Annotated in this window: 20 protein-coding genes and 3 tRNA genes; 13 read left to right on the forward strand and 10 right to left on the reverse strand. The window is 37.3% G+C overall.

From position 1 onward, the window contains the following. Positions 1-15 precede the first annotated feature (15 nt). The 9 genes from HX13_RS07310 (at position 16) to HX13_RS07355 (ending at position 7,244) form a co-directional block, all read left to right on the forward strand. On the forward strand, positions 16-288 hold the full coding sequence (locus HX13_RS07310) for a YHS domain-containing protein (RefSeq protein ID WP_050020660.1): 273 nt from the start codon (positions 16-18) through the stop codon (positions 286-288). After that, complete coding sequence (locus tag HX13_RS07315) at positions 275-952, forward strand: SCO family protein (RefSeq protein ID WP_050020661.1); 678 nt, start codon at positions 275-277, stop codon at positions 950-952. The genes HX13_RS07310 and HX13_RS07315 overlap by 14 nt, the downstream gene beginning before the upstream one ends. Positions 953-1,058: 106 nt before the next feature. Further along, complete coding sequence (locus tag HX13_RS07320) at positions 1,059-1,733, forward strand: superoxide dismutase (RefSeq protein ID WP_050020562.1); 675 nt, start codon at positions 1,059-1,061, stop codon at positions 1,731-1,733. 4 nt (positions 1,734-1,737) lie between these two features. Then, positions 1,738-2,106 (forward strand): hypothetical protein, encoded by a 369-nt coding sequence (locus tag HX13_RS07325; RefSeq protein WP_050020563.1) that lies wholly within the window; start codon positions 1,738-1,740, stop codon positions 2,104-2,106. 155 nt (positions 2,107-2,261) lie between these two features. After that, a complete protein-coding gene (locus tag HX13_RS07330; RefSeq protein WP_050020564.1) occupies positions 2,262-3,089 on the forward strand; it encodes an MbnP family protein in 828 nt (275 codons plus the stop codon). Further along, positions 3,082-4,131: a cytochrome-c peroxidase gene (locus HX13_RS07335; protein ID WP_050020565.1), complete on the forward strand. Its 1,050-nt coding sequence runs from the start codon at positions 3,082-3,084 to the stop codon at positions 4,129-4,131. Before HX13_RS07330 ends, HX13_RS07335 begins: the two co-directional genes overlap by 8 nt. 13 nt (positions 4,132-4,144) lie before the next feature. After that, positions 4,145-5,092, forward strand: coding sequence for a transporter (locus HX13_RS07340; RefSeq protein ID WP_050020566.1), 948 nt, complete (start codon positions 4,145-4,147; stop codon positions 5,090-5,092). Between the two features lie 531 nt (positions 5,093-5,623). Then, the gene (locus tag HX13_RS07350; RefSeq protein WP_050020568.1) at positions 5,624-6,823 is read left to right on the forward strand and encodes a hypothetical protein; all 1,200 of its coding nucleotides are present in this window, start codon (positions 5,624-5,626) and stop codon (positions 6,821-6,823) included. After that, positions 6,756-7,244, forward strand: coding sequence for a hypothetical protein (locus HX13_RS07355; protein ID WP_050020569.1), 489 nt, complete (start codon positions 6,756-6,758; stop codon positions 7,242-7,244). The genes HX13_RS07350 and HX13_RS07355 overlap by 68 nt, the downstream gene beginning before the upstream one ends. A gap of 203 nt (positions 7,245-7,447) precedes the next feature. Here HX13_RS07355 and HX13_RS07360 read toward each other — a convergent pair whose 3' ends face one another. The 10 genes from HX13_RS07360 to HX13_RS07405 all read right to left on the reverse strand — a co-directional run bounded on the left by HX13_RS07360 (position 7,448) and on the right by HX13_RS07405 (position 15,563). Next, complete coding sequence (locus HX13_RS07360) at positions 7,448-8,236, reverse strand: T9SS type A sorting domain-containing protein (RefSeq protein WP_050020570.1); 789 nt, start codon at positions 8,234-8,236, stop codon at positions 7,448-7,450. A 494-nt stretch (positions 8,237-8,730) separates the two neighbouring features. After that, positions 8,731-9,831 carry a T9SS type A sorting domain-containing protein gene (locus HX13_RS07365; protein ID WP_050020571.1) on the reverse strand — a complete coding sequence of 367 codons (1,101 nt, stop codon included), beginning with the start codon at positions 9,829-9,831 and terminating at the stop codon, positions 8,731-8,733. Between the two features lie 158 nt (positions 9,832-9,989). After that, entirely contained in the window at positions 9,990-10,544 is a 555-nt protein-coding gene (locus HX13_RS07370) for a hypothetical protein (RefSeq protein ID WP_050020572.1), read from the reverse strand. Between the two features lie 711 nt (positions 10,545-11,255). Beyond that, positions 11,256-12,815 (reverse strand): T9SS type A sorting domain-containing protein, encoded by a 1,560-nt coding sequence (locus HX13_RS07375; RefSeq protein WP_157837420.1) that lies wholly within the window; start codon positions 12,813-12,815, stop codon positions 11,256-11,258. Between the two features lie 447 nt (positions 12,816-13,262). Further along, a tRNA-Glu gene (locus HX13_RS07380) sits at positions 13,263-13,334 on the reverse strand. Positions 13,335-13,401: 67 nt separating this feature from the next. Next, positions 13,402-13,473, reverse strand: a tRNA-Glu gene (locus tag HX13_RS07385). Positions 13,474-13,483: 10 nt separating this feature from the next. Then, positions 13,484-13,738, reverse strand: a complete 255-nt coding sequence (gene rpsT, locus HX13_RS07390) for a 30S ribosomal protein S20 (protein ID WP_002983073.1) — start codon at positions 13,736-13,738, stop codon at positions 13,484-13,486. A 41-nt stretch (positions 13,739-13,779) separates the two neighbouring features. After that, positions 13,780-14,133, reverse strand: a complete 354-nt coding sequence (locus HX13_RS07395; RefSeq protein WP_050020574.1) for a hypothetical protein — start codon at positions 14,131-14,133, stop codon at positions 13,780-13,782. A gap of 11 nt (positions 14,134-14,144) precedes the next feature. After that, positions 14,145-14,219 (reverse strand) — tRNA-Glu (locus HX13_RS07400). Positions 14,220-14,276: 57 nt separating this feature from the next. Further along, a complete protein-coding gene (locus HX13_RS07405; RefSeq protein WP_050020575.1) occupies positions 14,277-15,563 on the reverse strand; it encodes an N-acetylmuramoyl-L-alanine amidase in 1,287 nt (428 codons plus the stop codon). 140 nt (positions 15,564-15,703) lie between these two features. Between HX13_RS07405 and HX13_RS23765 the strand changes: the two genes are divergently transcribed. The 4 genes from HX13_RS23765 (at position 15,704) to HX13_RS07420 (ending at position 19,182) form a co-directional block, all read left to right on the forward strand. Next, positions 15,704-15,841, forward strand: coding sequence for a hypothetical protein (locus tag HX13_RS23765; RefSeq protein WP_238555143.1), 138 nt, complete (start codon positions 15,704-15,706; stop codon positions 15,839-15,841). A 29-nt stretch (positions 15,842-15,870) separates the two neighbouring features. Further along, positions 15,871-18,204 (forward strand): putative LPS assembly protein LptD, encoded by a 2,334-nt coding sequence (locus HX13_RS07410; RefSeq protein ID WP_238555144.1) that lies wholly within the window; start codon positions 15,871-15,873, stop codon positions 18,202-18,204. Positions 18,205-18,346: 142 nt separating this feature from the next. Beyond that, positions 18,347-18,727 (forward strand): RidA family protein, encoded by a 381-nt coding sequence (locus tag HX13_RS07415; RefSeq protein ID WP_045491236.1) that lies wholly within the window; start codon positions 18,347-18,349, stop codon positions 18,725-18,727. Continuing rightward, positions 18,727-19,182: a hypothetical protein gene (locus HX13_RS07420; protein WP_050020576.1), complete on the forward strand. Its 456-nt coding sequence runs from the start codon at positions 18,727-18,729 to the stop codon at positions 19,180-19,182. The genes HX13_RS07415 and HX13_RS07420 overlap by 1 nt, the downstream gene beginning before the upstream one ends. Positions 19,183-19,221: the final 39 nt, after the last annotated feature.

The following is a 19,221-nucleotide window of genomic DNA, read 5'->3' on the forward strand; positions in this document are numbered from 1 at the left end:
CAATCATATCATAAAATGAAATCTCCTTTTATTTTGATAGCCTTGCTGTCAATATCATTGTTTTCCTGTACAAAGGAAACTCCACAGGTAAAACATAAAAGCAATATGAGTTCTTCCAGGGAAAACCTGGATATACAGGTCGTGAACGAAGAAGATCCTGTTTGCCATATGAAGACTGCCGGATTTCTAAAAGATACCGCAGTATACAAAGATAAAACCTACGGGTTCTGCAGCTCTTATTGTAAAGATGAATTTAAAAAAAATCCGGAAAACTATGCCCAAAAATAATAAGACGAATAACAAAAGCAAGCTGCTGATCCCGATTGCGGTTATTGCACTGCTTTTTCTAGGTATCGGGATAGGAATGGGATATTTTAAAAAGAATCTTTACACCGTAATGAAGGTTCCTGATTTTGAACTTACCGACCAGAATAATAAAAAGATTACCAATAAGGATATGTTGGGCAAGGTATACCTGGTAGAGTTCTTTTTTAGCAAGTGCCCTACGATTTGTCCGGTAATGAATACCAATATGAAAGCGATCCTCAGCCAGGTCAATGATCCCGGTTTCGGAATCATCTCTATCAGCATCGATCCGGATAATGATACCCCGGAGGCATTGAAAGAGCATGCCAAAAGAATCGGAGCATCTTCCCCAAACTGGCATTTCCTGACGGGCGACAGAGGGTATATTGGTAAGCTGGCCGACCAGTTCAACATCTACGTGGGAGATAAAGAAGATGAAAGCGAAAGCCTTAATCATAGTGGAATGATTGCCTTAGTAGATCAGAAAGGAAATATACGCTGCAGGTATAATAAGGAAAATATGCCCATTTTATATTATTCAGGGCTCAACTATGACGATCCGGAAGGAAAAACACCCAAACTGAACGGTAAATTTCATCCGGACCGGGAGATCCTGATTGAAGACATTAAAAAATTATTGAAGTAAAGCGAAGAATGAAGGAAGCCGTATATCGGTAACTATTTCGGAGTCATACTTCCATTGTAAAATTTCATCTACACAAAATATTGTTTAACCATATACCCATACGTTTATGAAGATTATGAAAATAGCTGCTTTAGGAGCAGTACTGATGGCGCAGTTTACGCTTGCGCAGTTCACACAAACCCCTTTACCATATGCTTATAATGCATTGGAAGGTTCCATAGATGCCCAGACGATGGAGATTCACTATTCCAAACACGGGGCGGCTTATGCAAGTAACCTGAATAAAGCAATTGCCGGAACCCCACAGGAAAAACAGACACTCATTCAGATTCTGTCAGAAACTTCAAAATTAAGCCCTGCAGTAAGAAATAATGCTGGAGGACATTTCAACCATGAACTTTTCTGGACAGTCCTTACGCCTGAAAAAAATACGCAGCCATCAGCAAAGCTGGCAAAAGCCATCAATGAAACTTTTGGGAGTATGGAGGCTTTTAAGGAGAAAATGAGTAAGGCAGGTGCCGATCGTTTTGGTTCAGGATGGGCATGGCTTTCTGTGGATAAAAACGGAAAACTATTCGTTTCTTCAACACCGAACCAGGACAATCCTTTGATGGATATTGCAGAAGAGAAGGGAACCCCGGTTTTAGGAATTGACGTTTGGGAACATGCTTATTATCTGAAATATCAAAATAAAAGAGCAGATTATCTTACAGCGATCTGGAATGTTCTGAACTGGAAAGAAGTCAGCAGAAGATACGAAGACACTTTAAGCAAAAAATAAACTGATGAAGTTACTTTACAGCATACTTTTTACTTTTTATATGGTGTTCAGGCCACTGGTACCATTGGTGGAGTATGCTGTAAATTATGATTATATCAAAGATGTTTTATGTATCAACAAAAATAAGCCTGAACTTCATTGTAACGGAAAATGTTACCTGAGTAAAGAACTGGCCAAAACCAATGATACAGAATCTTTGCCATTGGGTAAGATTAAAAACTCAGGACAGAAGATCCTCGATACGTACATTCTTCCTGAAATTACTGAAATTGTTTATTCTGAGAAAAACCTTTTTTTCAGTTTCAATTTTACCTATGAAACAACCTATTCTTTCCTGTTTCTGAAACCTGTTTTCAAGCCGCCGGTTTTTTGAGCTGCATACAGCACTATAGCCACCACTACAAAAAATTATAAGCTCGTTATCAGTATTATTTTTTGTCTGGGATGGTTAAAATGAAATGTTTTCATAAGACATTCAAAGCAATTCTATTGCATGTATTCAATTGTATCCAACTTAAAAAATCAACAATGAAAATCTATAAATTTTTATCATTATTCTTTATTGCCTTTACTGTATTGTCTTTTTCATCTTGCGGAAGCAGGGATGAAGATAATCCCCAAGATACCACTCCCGGAACTCTCCAGATTAAATTTGAGAACGGATTTAACAACCTGGGAGATATTGTTTTAAACCAGACGACCCAAATCTCTTCCCAGGGACAAAAACATAACTTTTCCACTTTAAAATACATAATCAGCAATATCACCCTGATTGACGAAGCAGGAAAAGAATTCAGGTACAATGAAAATAATCCTGATAAAGGAGCCTTTATTATTGATCAGGCAGACGCTGTAGCGGGAATTGTTTACCTGGATTTAAACGAAATTCCCCAAAATAATTATAAGAAAATAAAATTCGGATTGGGAATCAGCCAAAATGCTTATTTATTGGGACAAGGCGGACAGGCGGAATTCTGGAACAGAGCCAAGCAAAAAGGGATGTCATGGTCCTGGGCGGCAGGATATGTTTTTGTAAAGCTGGAAGGCAAGTACGGAACAGGTTCGGCAACTACAGAATACATGAATCATACAGGGAATATGGGGAACGTAAAAGCCAATGACACTCCCGATCTGTACAGGGAAATTACTCTGAATCTTCCGACAACCGCAAGAGTAAATGGAAGGATCAGGCCTTCTATTCATATTCTTGCAGATCTTAATCAATTCCTGAGCGGAGAAAAACCTTTGATTTTAAACACTGCTAATGCAATGATGATGGGCTCAAGTTCTCATCTGGTAGATGTTACCAACAACCTTACCAAAATGTTTAAAGTAGACCACGTACACAATGATTAATTTTTTGCTGAAGACAATCCTGCTTCCGGCAGGCTTGCTGTTGAGTTGTATGTCCTGTTCAGGAGAGGTGATAGAGCCATTGGAAAAAGACGAAGCCTACTACCTGACATCTCCATTCTATTTTCCGCCCATGACGTATAATACACCTGATAATCCGGTTACCAGGAATGGAGTGGAACTGGGAAGGAATTTATTTTATGAAGGAAGACTCTCCCGGAATAATACCATCTCCTGTGGCTTTTGCCATATTCAGGAAAATGCTTTTACCCATCATGGGCACACGGTAAGCCATGGGGTAGATGACAGGATCGGGATCAGAAATGCACCTCCCATCCAGAATATGGCATTTCTGAAAAGATATATGTGGGACGGTGTGATTCATAATCTGAATGAACAGCCGATTATCCCGATTACAGATGTTAATGAAATGGATAGCTCAATGCCGGATGCTATTTCGAAAATTAAAAATGACCCCAAATATAAAAGGCTTTTCAAAGCTGCTTATGGAGATGAAAATATAACCGGAGAAAGAGTTTTGAAAGCATTGTCCCAGTTTATGGCCTCCATGATTTCAGCTGACTCAAAATATGACCGGTTCAGGCAGGGAAAAGAAAAACTGACATCAGAAGAATCACAGGGAATGGCATTATTTAATCAGAAATGTGCCTCGTGCCATAGTGGTGAGCTGTTTACAGATGAAAGTTTCAGGAATACAGGAATGTATTATAACAATCAGTTTAAAGATGCGGGACGATACAGGGTAACCCTGGATCAGAATGACTGGATGAAATTCAGAGTGCCAAGTTTAAGAAATGTTGAATATACTGCTCCCTATATGCATGACGGAAGATTCTATACGCTGGAAGCTGTGCTCAATTTTTATACAGATAGTGTTGAAGATAATCCTAATCTTGATCCCGCACTTAAGCAGAACAACCATGTCGGAATTGAAATGAACAATCAGGAAAAACAATTTATTATTGCCTTCCTGAAAACTTTATCCGACAAGAATTTTATTTCAGATCCAAAATTTGCAGAATAATTTACATATAGACATGAAGAAGATCATTATAATTCTAAGTCTGATAGTATTTACGGTACATCAGGCAAAAGCTGTCGAAGACAGTGCTTATATTGCCCGGAATAATTTTAATTACTTTAATTTTTATGACGACTGTGATGCCTGTGGCTGTGCAGCCGGAAACGGTTCATCCGGCTTTGAATCGCTGCTGAATCCACAATTTATAGGGATTAAATATTTTGCACAACATTATAAGGCAAAAGAAAATTTATTTGTAAAGGACCTGACACAGGATCAGTATTTTAATACCCTACAGCTTTGGGGTAAAATTCCTCTGACAAAAAAGGTAAGTGTCTATGCGAGTCTTCCATACCACTTCCATGAGAAAAAAACAATGCAGGGAGATATCAGGATCAGTGGAATCGGGGACTTGAACCTGATGGGAATCTATCAGATTCTTAATTCAAAAAACAGTTTCCATCAGTTGAGTGGAGGTCTGGGGATAAAGATTCCTCTCGGGAAATTTGATGAAAAAGGAATTTCCGGGGTGAATCCGAGTTTTCAATTGGGAACAGGCAGTTGGGATTATCAGGCAGTTTTGAACTATAAATTTCAAAAAAATAAAATTGCCGTTCTGGTCAATACCGATTATACCGTTAAAACTGAAAACAGGAAAAATTACCGCTTTGGCAACCAGTGGAATTATGCCGCTACAGGGTTTTACCAGATTACAGGTAACGAAAAATCAGTTTTTTCAGCCAAAACAGGCCTGCAGGGAGAGATATATGCAGGGAACAAACAATTTGATGAAGAATTGCCCAATACTGCCGGAAGTGCATTATATGCAAAACTGGGATTTGAAACTTCTTATAAAAAATTGAGCCTGGGAAGTGAAATCATGCTTCCGGTATATACCCGTCTTGCCGGAGGGGATATTGAAGCGAGATCAAGATTCAGTATCTTCCTGAATATTGGTATTTAAAAACATGAAGCTGTCTCATTGAGGCAGCTTTTTTTACATCAGAAATTTTTCCGGCATAGTGAATTTCAAGGCTTGGATAAGCTAATCGGTTTTTTTCTATGCTATAAATGTAAAAATAACCTCGGAGTAATGTATTTATTTTTTGTCTGGTTTTAAAATAATTCAATACTGTTTCTGTTTATTTTTTAAATTGATTGTATACTTTAATGGGAATATAAATGAATATTATCTTGTAATTGCCTGTTTTGTTTTAAAAAAAATATATAAAATTAATTTCTCTTAAGGGAGTGGGAAATGGATTTTTTTAAGTTCCATTAAAAAGATAGATAGCAACGTATAATTCCTGTTTAAAGGATTTTATTTTGCATGTAGTAGGTTTGCAATCTCTGTTAGTGGGAGAAATAAATTAATATGTTGTATCTGTGTATTAGCATGTGTTTAATAGAGTATGATCTATGTGGCAAAAATGATGTAGGGCTCTTTAAGGTAAATTACTGTTGGATATGGTAGTTTTGCCTCAAAATAATACAAATGGGAAACAAAAAAAATTATTTATTATTGATGGTGTTCTTTATGAATACCGTTTTTTCTCAAGTGGGAATAGGCACTGCTAATCCCAGAGGAGCTTTGGATGTTAATAAGGGAACGGCAAACAATATGGGGCTGGTCCTTCCTACGAATGCAGACCCGAAAAACCTTGTCAACCCGATGGGTGGCGATGTGGCAGTAGGTACTATTATGTATGATTCTACCTTAAGCTGTGTACGGGTATTTAAACCTACAGGATGGTCAAATTGTTTATGTGACCAATGCGGCCCGACACCGGGGTTTACGTTAGATTGTTCCAGCGGAGCACTTTCCGGAACTTTTACAGCAGGTACGGCAGGAGCCGGTTCTAAAGTAATCAATTATACTAACGCAACCGGTCAGTCCTACGGTGCGATTTCGATTGCTTCCACAGGCGTAACCGGTCTTACAGCCACCGCACCGGCAGGGACCCTGGCTACCGGAAACGGAAGTTTGACACTTGCCATTACAGGAACTCCTTCTTCATCAGGTACTGCCAGTTTTGCCGTAACAATTGCCGGACAAACGTGTACTTTTAATGTGCAGGTAAATGGGAGCTCACCTTCGTTTACCCTGGATTGCGCGAGCGGGGCTGTTTCCGGGACATTTGCAGCGGGTACACCAGCCAGCGGGTCTAAAGTAATCAATTATACTAATGCAACAGGCCAGTCCTATGGTACTATTTCAGTTGCTTCCACGGGAGTAACAGGACTTACCGCTACAGCACCGGCTGGAACACTGGCTAACGGAAACGGAAGTATTACTCTTGCTATTACAGGAACCCCTTCTGCTGCAGGAACCGCAAACTTTACATTGAACCTTGCCGGACAGACTTGTACATTCAGTGTTACTATTCAATCTTCATTAAGGACTATCAGAGTATTAAGTTTTATCCCCGATTCATGGAATGCGAATTTATCCAACGGGGTTTATTCCCAGGTAGCAAGAGCCAAGATGAATAATCCTGCTAATTTTGGTCCGTTTGGAACAGTAAAAGTGGCTAATTTTTCTTACTCCACAATTAATGTAAGTTCTGCCTCTGCTGCAGAGATAGGAGCAGCAATTGATAATGCTGATATTGTATGGATCGGATATATTGCTACAGGTTATTTACCGGAAAACTCAGACAAAAGACAGATCCTGGAGCAAAAAAATTGCAGATAAAAAGAAATTTTTCTTTATAGGAAATGATAATTATAATGGTAGCTTTTTCCCGGCCAAAACCTCTTTCGCAGGTAGCACTTATGATTACTTTGAGTTTGGAACACGTCAGATTTTTATAATAGGCGGAGGGCTTGCTAACGGAATCTTCGGTAATGTTTCACCTGGAGCTACCATACAACAGAGCCGTGCTATAGGAAAAATGACACAATATTCTGGAACACCATTCCTCAGGAACCCTGACGGAAGTGTAAATGCGGTAGAAGGAGATAACTACGTGATTGTAGGAGATACAAACTGGTATACTTCAAACGAAACGACAGATGGCTTTTACAATGGAACGCCAAGCTGTAGTGAAAATAATTCTTCAATTATATTCTGTAATATAGTTGAAAAGGGAGTTAAATATATTCTGGCCCAATAAATACTATATTTATTATTGTTAAAAAAGGTATTAAAGCAATTTAAAGGAAACCGCTTCTACTTATGAAGCGGTTTTTTCTATTTGATTTAAAATTGAGCCGGGTTATAAAATTTTCAGGTTCCGCTGATGAAAGGTACCATAAGACGGAATAAAATAGCTCAGGCAGGCCGAGAGGCCTGCCTGAGCTTTATCTGACATATAATTTATTTAATCATGACCTTTTGTGAGTAAGATTTCCCTTCTTTAGTCTGAAGTGTCATAATGTATACTCCTTCCGGTTGATTGGTTTCAAATGTATTGGATTGTAGTTTGGTTCTAAATACTTCTTTTCCTGAAGTATTGACTAAGGTTACCTCTGAGCCTGCTAACGGAAGATCTCCCCCGATCGTTACCTGTCCATTTTTGCTATGAGCCATGAAGCTGATATAAGGATCTTTATACTGGTAAGCATAGTAAAGTCTAAGGGCTCCGTTTACGCTAAGCAATCCTCCATTCAGGTTAATTTTAATACGGTCATAGGGTTTGTTCATTGTAAATTCAATTTCACCTTTGCTTGGATCGCTGCCTCCGAGCTTGATATTATTAGAATCAAGGTATTGGTAATCATTGTTGGAGACGTTACCATTAAACGTTTCTATTGAAATACTGCTTGCTATCTGTGCTGCAAGCATTGTTTTGTCAGCACCGAAACCAATGACAAGTTTATTTGTACCGGCAGCGACATTAGTTTGAGGGAAAATCAATGTTTGTTCCGTTCTTGCGATAAGTCCCACGGAAACTTCCAGGGTAGAGTAAGTGATTTCATTACCATCTACGGCATTATCCGGATTCAGAACACCACAACCCAGACAAATACCCACTACCTGGTTGGTTTGGCTGGTTGCATAGATTTTGGTGATTTGTGCAAAAGACAATGAAGTCATCAGGAGCATCGATGAAGCCAATACTACTGTTTTCTTCATAAACTGGCTTGCTAATAAATTTGCTTTCATATGTTTAAAATTTAGTTTTCTGGTTTTATTTTTACAAATGTACACATAAAATGATTATGTTGGTATATTTATTTCATTTTTGTGTGATATTGTAATAATTCACTTTTTTTATATATAAAAATTAAATTTTATTGAATTTAATTTAATGTTGGTTGGTCAAACGATTAGGAGAAGAGATTTTCAAAGCCTGGATAGAGACGCGTTCTGCTGTAAAGTAAAGAAAAAGTTTATGTCGAACTAAAATGTTGATTATAAGTTTTTTATGGTAAAAATATTTTCTGATAATGAGTTTGATTTCATTGTTTACATTTTTGACTAATAGTTAAAATCAAATGTAAGAATTAAATGAAAAAATAAAAAATAATATTTCATTTTACGGTGATATTTATTGTTTATTTATAAAAAATTAACAATATATTCATGTTATATGAAATATATTTATAAGATTAAAGACAGGTGGGGCCTGTCTTTAATAAGTCTGATTTGAGACAAAACTATCTTGTCAGGATGATCTTACGGGTGTATATTTTTTGGTCTTTCGTCTGCACGGTTAATATGTAGACTCCTCCGGGAAGGTTGGCCGGTAAATCAAATGTTTTGGTTTTAAAATCGGTACGATAGACTTCCTTTCCGGATGTATTCCTGATAGAAATATTTGAACCGACTAAAAGGAAGTTCCCGTTTAAAGTGATTTGGCCTGCGGTCGGATTGGGAGAAACCGTGAACAGGTAACTCTCTGTAGCCGCTTTTTGAATTGGAGATGAGATAAGGGTTGAGGGTTGATTGTATGACTGTGCCAACTGTAAGATCTCATCTGGCCCAAGTATCCGGTTATAAACAAGAAGTTCGTCAATTTGAGAGCCATTCGGAAGCCGCACCAGTATCTGATTATTCGGATTGGGTAAACTCTCTTCTTCCTCTGTACAACCGACATAATTCCCATTTTTGTATAGGCATTGGCGGGTATCAGCTCCATTATCAACATAAACTATCGCATAATGATTCCATTGATTAAGTGGACTTGTGGTATGTACCGCTATCTCATCTATACTTTTATCAGGGCTGAAAGTATGAGGATAGGATTTAACCTGCTCGTGGTTAATGAGGGTAATGGTGTTGAATGCTGTTACTTCCACACCGGATGAGTTTCCATCTGTACGACCCCAAAAAGCAATTGTTTTGGAATGCTTTAAAGAGTCAGGCAGTGTAGTAGTTGATAAATCTCCTGAGGTTATAGCTTTACTACAGATTGTTCCGTCAGGGAATGTTTTAGTAGCATTTGTAATCTCGTTCAGGTTAAAACCATTAATAATGTCTTTAGCATCCCCATTGAACGGATAATAGGCAATAGGATTAAGCGGTAGTTTACCACATGTAGTGAATGTTCCATGGGTGTAATAAGTATAATATATCCTAAATTCTTCACCCAAGCCAAGCAAACCGCTGTTAAAATATACTTTTACTCTGTCAAAACGCTTAGGAGAAGTGAATTCTATGGTTCCTGTTTGCGAATTGGGGGTGAATTTCAGCATGTTGCTGTCTACTTTTTTATAATCATTATTAGAGGTGTTTCCAAGGAATGTTTCTACAAACATTTTACCTGGCAATTGAATATTAAAAAACGTCTTTATTGGTTCCTATTCCTATGACTATTTTTTTGTAATTAGAAGGAGTAGGAGTTGGGTATATTAATGTTTGTACCATTCCTCCGGCAATGCCCACAGGAATTTTTATGGATGTATAATCATATTCATTATTTCCTACAGCGTTCTGCTGATTTTCTATAGAGCATAGAAGGCAAACTCCGGAAGTTTTGGTTTGTTTGGGAAGCTGCATAGGTTTTCGGATTGGGTGTCTGGTAAGCATAATATATTCTGCGGGGATTATCATTTAATACATCGTGGAAATAGAGTTTAATGCGATCATAGCGTTTATAAGGTATAAATTCAATCATTCCTTTATTTGAACCTAAGGATTTTAACATATTGTGATCGACTTGTACCAGGTCATTGTTAGAGGTATTTCCTAAAAAGGATTCTATGGAGATTCCTCCAAGGTTTAAGATGTCTAGAGATGCATTTTCAATTTCTATACCAACGGTTACCTTATTAAAATGTGCTTCTTTAGCAGCAGGGAAAATCAATGTTTGTTCAACCAATCCGTTGCTTTTATAGGGAACTTTTATGATAGTATAGTCATTTTCATTATTTCCCACAGCGTTTTGTGGAGACTGGATTGAACATTGCGGGCATGCATCAATAATTTGGGTAATCTGACTGCTTGCATAAATCTTGTTTTGTGCATACAATATAGCACCGGTAACGAGCAGGAAAACGAAAAAATGCTATTTTTCCGATCATGCTTTGTTGTAAAAATGAATTTTTCATATAATTAAAAATTTAGGTGTCGTCTGAATAAAAATTTTTAAGTTAATCTGATATCAATTACTGCTGTATTTGCTCTTTCTTTCAGAGTAATTTTCAGGTAGTCATATTGGATTAAAACAGTATAGTAAAGCTCTATCTGAAGTATTTCAGTTAGAGTCTATAAAACCTCCGGAGTAATATTCTACTCAGGATAGGTTGTATTGTTGTTGTGTCAGTGGTACAATGGTTTTTATAGGAGATTCAGCTGCCTGAAGGGTATTTGAAGTAGCTCGTCCTCGTTTTCTCCTTATCGGAGTAATATTCCATAATCAGATGTGCTGTAGTTTTGTTTATTAATAAGAAACCTGTAGCAGGCGGTAAAATAAGATAATGAGGGATTGGGAAATTCCGTAAATAAATTGATTTTCATATTTTGAGATCTGAGTGTTTGGTGATATAAATTTACATATAAAATGATTATGCTAACTATTTTTTTAACGTTTTTAGATTATTTAATAGTATGTTCATCATATCATTCAAATATTAAATATTCTTTAATGTTTGAAGGTGGGTTTCAGGTAATTTTAAAAAGATTCCGGCAGGCTGAAGCCTGCCGGAATCTTTTTAAAATTTGATCAGAATACGGTATGTCTTTATCGTGTCAAAATAATTTTACGGGTATATACTTTTTGGTCTTTTGTCTGAAGAGTAAGTATATAGATTCCTCCGGGAAGATTGGCAGGTAGTTCAAATGTTTTGGTTTTGAAAGCGGAGTGATAAACTTCCATTCCTGATGCATTCCTGATAGAAATGTCAGAGCCGGTTAAAGGGATGTCTCCATCGATGGTAATCTGTCCTGTGGTTGGATTAGGAGAAACGGCTAATGTTTTGCTTTCTATCTGAAATGATGTTTTTGCCAAAATGGATGAACCGCTGCTATTTTGTGGGTAAGTATTAAACAGCAGTTTTGGATCAGCCTTTTTATCATAAATAAGAAACTCATCCAGCTGTGCCCGTTTGAAGGAAATACTAAACTCGTTATTCATCAGGTCTGCCCCTTTAGTATAATAAGGAGCCCAATGGGTAGTGTAAATAACCGTAGGATAGCTGCTGGTGGCACCTGTAAAAAACAGATAAGGACCGGGAAGGCCTTCTCCATTTACAGTTGGATAAACATCTACAGGATAATACGGAGGATTGACTTCTGCATTATTTTTTATGTAGAACGTACTTGAAATAGAATAAGGAGGAGTTGGATCATTGTTGAAGTTTATGGTATAGAGGTTTAATCTTCCTGAAGTGGCCGGATTACGTCTGAACATTCTCCCAAAATAGCTTTTTTGAAAACTATGGTTCTCGTTGACTGGTTTTATAATGATGCTATCTGGAGTAATTTTTACTTTTTCTCCGTAAATGGTGAGATCAATATAACCGCCCTGATCAATTTGTGCCCAGAATGAAACCGTTCTTGGAGCCCGTGGAAACGGTACATTCAGATAATCTTTACCTTTGAATGTGTAGGTAGGATCTGTTGTAGAGTAGCTAAGTCCCTGGCTGCATATCATATTAGGCTTAAACAGTTCTGTATCTATACTGTTACGGGTTAAATCAAAGTTTCCGGCATGGTCATAAGTTGTACCATCAAAGGGATAATAATGAACAGGATTATGGGGAGGCGGGCACATGCTGGTGTGCTCTGTGTAATAAGCGTAATAAATACGAAGTCCGCCCGTTAATGTGAGAAGTCCTCCCAGCAACGTTATTTTAGCATATGAAAATTGGCTGATTCCAAGGTCCAGTTCAATGGTGGCTCTTTTTTGATCTTGTGAGCTGACTTTGAGGATGCTGTTGCTGATGGTTTTGACATTCACATTGGATTTTGTTCCCAAAAGATCTCTGTCCCCGGTCTCTACAGTAAGAGATCCCAGTAGTTCAATGAATAAGGGAGTGCTCTCAGTACCGATGCCAATTACGAGCTTTCCGGGCATTTTCGTTGTTGGTTCAAAGAGTAAAGTTTGCTCAACTCCAGCAATTACCCCTGCATTAAGTTTCAGGGTAGAATACGTATCTTCATTAGCATCAACCGCGTTTTCAGGGTTCTCTACCCCACAACCCAGGCATAGTAAAGCATTGGTATTGTTTTCTTGCTGATAAGCATACTTTTTAGTTTGGGAAGGGAACAATGTGCTCACTATGAATAACAGAAAAGCCATTGCCTTAGTTTTTTTTGAACAGTGTTTTGTCAATAAATTGATTTTCATATCGTTGGGATTTAGGTGTTTTAGTTTTTATAAATTTATACATAAAATTATTATGTTGATATTTTTATTTCATTTTTTAATGATTTATTAAGATTTTGATTGTAGTATTTGACAGTTTTAGAAAATGTCATTCTTAGGGGGGATATGAAATCACTGATGTTGATTCTTGTTGTGGATGGCTAGCCATATGGTTTCATCCCGAAAGTTTCTTCTATTCAGATTAACTAAACTTTTGTCTGGTCCTCAGCTTTTGTAACTGATCCCAGCAAAGTCAGTGAAAGTGGATGAATATGCGTATGCTTAGAAAAGATTAAATGAACTTGGCCAGATCGTAGTATAGGAAGAAATAGAAGGAAAGTAGAGAAAACAAAAAAAGGACCTTATAAAAGTCCTTTTTTGTAGCCCGTAGGGGAATCGAACCCCTCTTACCAGAATGAAAATCTGAGGTCCTAACCGATAGACGAACGGGCCCTACTATCTTCCACTGAATTTTCAGTGTGTTAGCTTTTGTTTTTATAAGTATCAACTCTTATTTTTGTAGCCCGTAGGGGAATCGAACCCCTCTTACCAGAATGAAAATCTGAGGTCCTAACCGATAGACGAACGGGCCTACTATATTCTTACGCTAATTTATTAACGTGTTTTGTTAATTTGCTTTTCAAGTTAGCAGCTTTGTTCTTGTGGATAATATTTTTCTTAGCTAATTTATCCAATAAAGCGATAACTTTTGGCAGTTGCTCTGTAGCAGCAGCTTTGTTCTCCTCATTTCTCAAGGCTTTCAACGCTGTTCTAGCAGTCTTGTGATAATATCTGTTACGAAGTCTTCTAGTTTCGTTTTGTCTGATTCTCTTTAATGCTGATTTATGATTTGCCATATCGTTCAAATGTGAGTGCAAAACTATAAAACTTTTTTTTTTTATCTGCCAAATTTTTTTTTCAAAAAATTTTTTAATTTTTCTTCTGACAGGTATTTTCTGAGTTTATCTATTGCTTGTTCTATTTTTAAATTTTCTTGTTCCTTTTCAATTTTCTTGATTGTGTTTCCCAACATAATCATTGCGTTGTTCCATTCTCCAGTCGTATTGGTGAAAGTAAGTTCATCTATTGTTACTTCGAAATCTACCCTTTCTCCGGTCCTGTAAAGCCTGAAACTTATTTTATCATCCCTGCCTGTAATCCCGTCTTCATTGATTTGTAAATCATAACTTTTTGGGTTAGAGTGGATTTTCTTAAAAAGCAATTTTGCTTCTTGTATTTTTAAATCCGGCATGATATAAAATTTGGTAGCCTATAGGGGAATCGAACCCCTGTTGCAAGAATGAAAATCTTGAGTCCTAACCACTAGACGAATAGGCCAAATTTTGAGGTTGCAAAAGTAATCATTAACTTCTAAACTTCAAAATTATTTTAACATTATTTATACACTTTTTGTATTACCGTATTTTTAATTCCTTTAGTCTCAAGTTCTTTCTGAAGTTTTACAGCATCTTCTAAAGTATACACTTTTCCATAGGTGTAATAGAAGACTCCGCTGTCTTTCTGCCTTTCCACATCTTTTAAGGTTTGAAGAATATAAGAGTTTCCATTAAGTTTATCTCCTGCATAAACCTCAATGGTATAATACCCCATGCTGATTCTCTGGTTAGGCATAAATCCTACTGCAAAGGCATTTCTGAAGCCTGCATCCTTAGCTGTCTTAAGATTGATGTCTTTTACGGAAGCCATATTGGTTACAGCGTAATAGTACTTGTATTGTCCGTTTTCTTTAAGGGTAAGAATATAATTTAAACCTTTAAGGGCGGGATCTCCATCATTGTATTTCGTAGGGGAGCTCATCAGTAATATTCTGAAATCATTTTTCAGAGGAACTTCCGCCGGTTTTTCAGGTTCAGGCTTTTTGGCAGCAATAGCGCCTCCTGTTTTTCTGTCAATAGCTTTTTTGTAATCAATGACAGCATTGTAAATACTTTCTGCAATTTCATTCTGTCCTTTTTCGGAAGCGATATAATGGCTTTCTTCAGGGTGATTGATAAAGCCGGTTTCTATCAGAACGGAAGGCATCGCGTTCATACGGAGAACGTGAAGGTTTTTCTGGAAAACACCTCTTGAAAATCTTTTGTCCTTATTTACAAAATTGTCTTCCACCAGGCCGCCCAAAAGAAGGCTTGATTCCAGATATTTGCTTTGCTGAAGTTTTAAAGCAATTAAAGATTCCGGGGAATCCGGATTATAAGAGCCGAAGATCTGTCTGTCTTTTTCGTCCAGGTAGATCACATCATTTTCCCTTTTAGCTACCTCAAGGTTTTCATTATTCTGGTTGGGGCCCTGTACATAGGTTTCTGTTCCATAAGCGGTAGGCCTTTGTGAAGAATTGCAATGTATGGATATAAAAAGATCCGCTTTGCTCCTGTTGGCCAGGTTGGTCCTTTCGGATAAAGAAGGGTATTCATCAATTTTACGGGTGTAAATTACTTTGAAATCCCTGTTTTTCTCCAGCATTGCACCTACCTTTAAGGTAATGGCAAGGGTAATGTCTTTTTCTGCGACCCTTCCAATATCAGCATAGGTTCTGTTGGCTCCATGGTCACTTCCTCCGTGTCCTGCATCCAGAACGATGGTAAACTTCTTCTGAGAGAATATAAAGTTGGAGATAAGGATAAGGAGAAATGATAAAATTATTTTAAAATTTTGTTTGTGCATCTTACAGTTATAAAAATTATATTAATTTTGGACCTTAATTATATAGAATAAAATTGGCCAAAACCGTCTTCAAAAATATATTACAAATTTTAATTATCCTAATTTTTAACAATTTTTTAGCACAGAAAACACCTGAAAAATTGCCTAAAAATGCGGTTAACGATACTATTCCCAAAAAGGATACCATTGTTGTAAAAAAAGAAGCCTTAGAGGATGTTCTGCGTACCAAAGCTGATGATCAGAGAAGGGACGTTCCTAAAAAAAATGACATTCCTTAATAAAAAATGCGCAGGTAAAGTATCAGGATATGCAGATCGATGCAGATTATATCTCTATTGATGATAATAAAAATATAATCTATGCCCGGGGAAAACAGGATTCTTTAGGGAAAATCATTGAGCCGGTGATTACTACACAAGCCGGAAAAAAATATGAAACCAATGAGTTCAGCTATAATACCAAAACCAGACAGGCCATTGCTTTTAATGCGAGAACTGAGGAAAGTGAGGGGGTGATTATAGCTCAGAAAACAAAGAAATATAACGACTCGGTATTCGCCATGAGAAGAGCGGATTATACCACTGATGATTATTTCATCAAAAAGAAAGATACGGCAGCAGACTACTTTATGAGGGCTTCTAATATCAAACTCATAAAATCCAAAAATAAATCTCAGATTGTTACAGGGCCTATTCAAATGTATATAGAAAAAGTTCCTACACCGTTGGTTTTACCATTTGCTGTTTTGCCGTTTTCGGATAAAAGGGCGGCCGGAATTTTGATTCCGAGTTTTGGTGAAAGGGAAGATGTAGGTTTTTTCCTGAACGGAATAGGATATTACCAGCCGATAGGAGAACATTTTGACCTTAAGGTGCTTGCGGATATTTATACAAAAGGAAGCTGGAACCTGCGGCCACAGATGAACTATCAGAAAAAGTACAGGTATTCCGGTAACTTTACAGCCGATATAGGAACTATGGTCCGAGGAATAAAGGGCCTGGATGATTATACCAAAAACAGTACCTACAGAATTTCCTGGACACACTCACAGGATACTAAGGCTAATCCTTTCCTTACATTCAGTGCTTCTGTAGATATTGTAAGCACTAAATTTTACAATAATCCGCTCAACAACAATTATATTTTCAACCAGAATGTGTTAAATACACAGCAAAATTCAACAGTTACAGTAACGAAGAGATTCCTGAAACTTCCGATGACGATTACCGGGACGGCTTCTTATTCACAGAATTTTGCAACCGGTTTAGCAGACCTGCGTCTTCCACAAATGAACGTGGCCATCAACCAGTTCTATTTATTCAGATCCAAAACAGGGATCAGAAGCGGACTTCTTGAAAATATTACTGTGAATACCGGGTTTAACCTGACCAATTTTGTAAATACCCAGGAGAATGAGCTCTTTACAAAAGCTATGTGGGATAAGATGCAGACAGGATTAAAAAACAATATTGCCATTGCCACCAATACTACTTTAGCGAAGTTCTTTACATTCAGCTTAAGTGCCAATATTGATAATGCATTAACGACAAAATCATTGAACAGGTATTATGATCCTATCAAAAACGTGACAGTAGATGAAATCAGGAAGAACTTTACAGGATATTCCTATTTCTCCACTACAGCTAGTCTTCAGACAACATTGTACGGGATGATGAAGTTTAAAAAAGGATCTGCCGTGGAAGCGGTGAGGCATATGATGACCCCAAGTATCGGGTTTACCTATTCACCGGATTTCTCAAGCCCAAATTTCGGCTATTATAAAAATTACTATAATGCCTCGGGAGCTCTTACCCCTTACTCTATTTTCGAAAAAGGAATTGTAGGAAGTCCTACTAACGGAATGGTGGGTGCTCTTGGTTTTAATATCGGGAACAATATCGAAATGAAGGTGAAGTCTAAAAAGGATTCCACGGGAGTAAAGAAAATCAAGATTTTTGAATCTTTAAACCTTTCAGGAAGCTATAACTTTGCAGCCAAAGATCATCCCTGGTCTGTACTTTCCATCAATGGTCAGTCTTCTTTCTTTAATAACAAGCTTACCGTTAATACAAGCCTTAGCCTGGATCCCTATAAAATTGTTTTTCTTCCGGGACAGGATACGGGAATCAGATCGGAGCAGTTCGGACATTTCAGTGTACAGGGATTCAATGTTCAGATGTCATATCCTTTAAGCAGTGAGCTTTTTGGAGAAAAAACAGATTATGCCAAGAAATATTCTTCGAAGGGAGAGGTACGAAATGAAAATTACTACTTTGATGATGACAATTATGCTCACTTCGACCAAGCGTGGACACTGAATGTAAACGCCAATTATGCTTATACCAAAGGTCTTAGCAGGGTAGGCTCAAAAATTGCATCTATAGGTCTGGATGGAAGCATAAAACTGACGCCTTACTGGAATGTAAACGGAAGTACTCATTATGATTTGGTGACTAAACAACTGGCCTATACAAGAATCGGATTCTCCAGGGATCAGCGAAGCTTTACCATTAATTTTAACTGGGTTCCTTTTGGACAATATAAAGTATATGACTTCTTTATCGGGATTAAAGCCAATATCCTGAGTGATGCTTTGAAATATAAAGACAGAAGTTTTACCCAGCCTAACGCACCTTTCTAATGTCACATTGGCATTTGAAAATATAAATTTTATATTTGCAATCGAAATATATTCTAAAAAAATCACTGTTGAAAAGATTCCCAACGGTAAATACAGAGATGGTGATTGGAAGATAACCCTGAAAAAAAATAAATATCCAGATATGAAACAAATAATCAACACAGTTAATGCACCTGCGGCTATCGGGCCTTATTCACAAGCTAATATGGCAAACGGGGTTTTATATATCTCCGGACAGATTCCTGTAGATCCTGCAACTGGTAAATTGGTAGAAGGGATTGAAAAGGAAACGCATCAGGTAATGAAAAACCTTGAAGCTATTCTTACAGAAGCAGGAATGACTTTTAAAAATGTGGTAAAAGCAACAATCTTCCTGAAAAGTATGGATGACTTTGCGGTAATGAATGATATCTATGCATCTTATCTGGACGCAGAAAGTTACCCTGCACGTGAAACAGTACAGGTTTCTTGCCTGCCTAAAAATGTGGATATCGAAATTTCTATGATTGCACATCAGGATTAATGAATTTTTTAAGAAATACAATTGCGGTGTTGTTGGGTCTTGCTATAGCAGGGCTTATTATCACTCTTGGGATAAGGGCTTTTCCGCAATGGGTTACTTTTGAAGCTTTCGCTCCTTTTGAGCACTGGCAAAGATTTCTTTACAGTATGAAAGACGATAAAGCTTTTTTTGGCTTCCTGCTGTTTATTTCAGGATTAGGAACAACAATTGGCGGCGTCGCTACAGCAATTATCGTTAAATATGCCAAAGTAGCCTATGCTATTCTTATTGGTTTTATCATGCTGTTCATTGCGATGCTGGACATAATTATATATCCTTATCATCCTACATTTTATAAAATTTCTATTTTCCTTACCTTTTTCCCGTTTTCATGGGTTGGAGGTAAAATTGTAGAAGTGATGTATGAGCGGAATAAAAAGAAAAGGATCGCTGAGAAAATGAATAAACCCCAATAAATAAAAACGCTGTAGATTTTCTACAGCGTTTTTTATGAA

This window comes from Chryseobacterium sp. P1-3 (assembly GCF_000738495.1).
In the GTDB taxonomy this organism is placed as follows: domain Bacteria; phylum Bacteroidota; class Bacteroidia; order Flavobacteriales; family Weeksellaceae; genus Chryseobacterium; species Chryseobacterium gallinarum.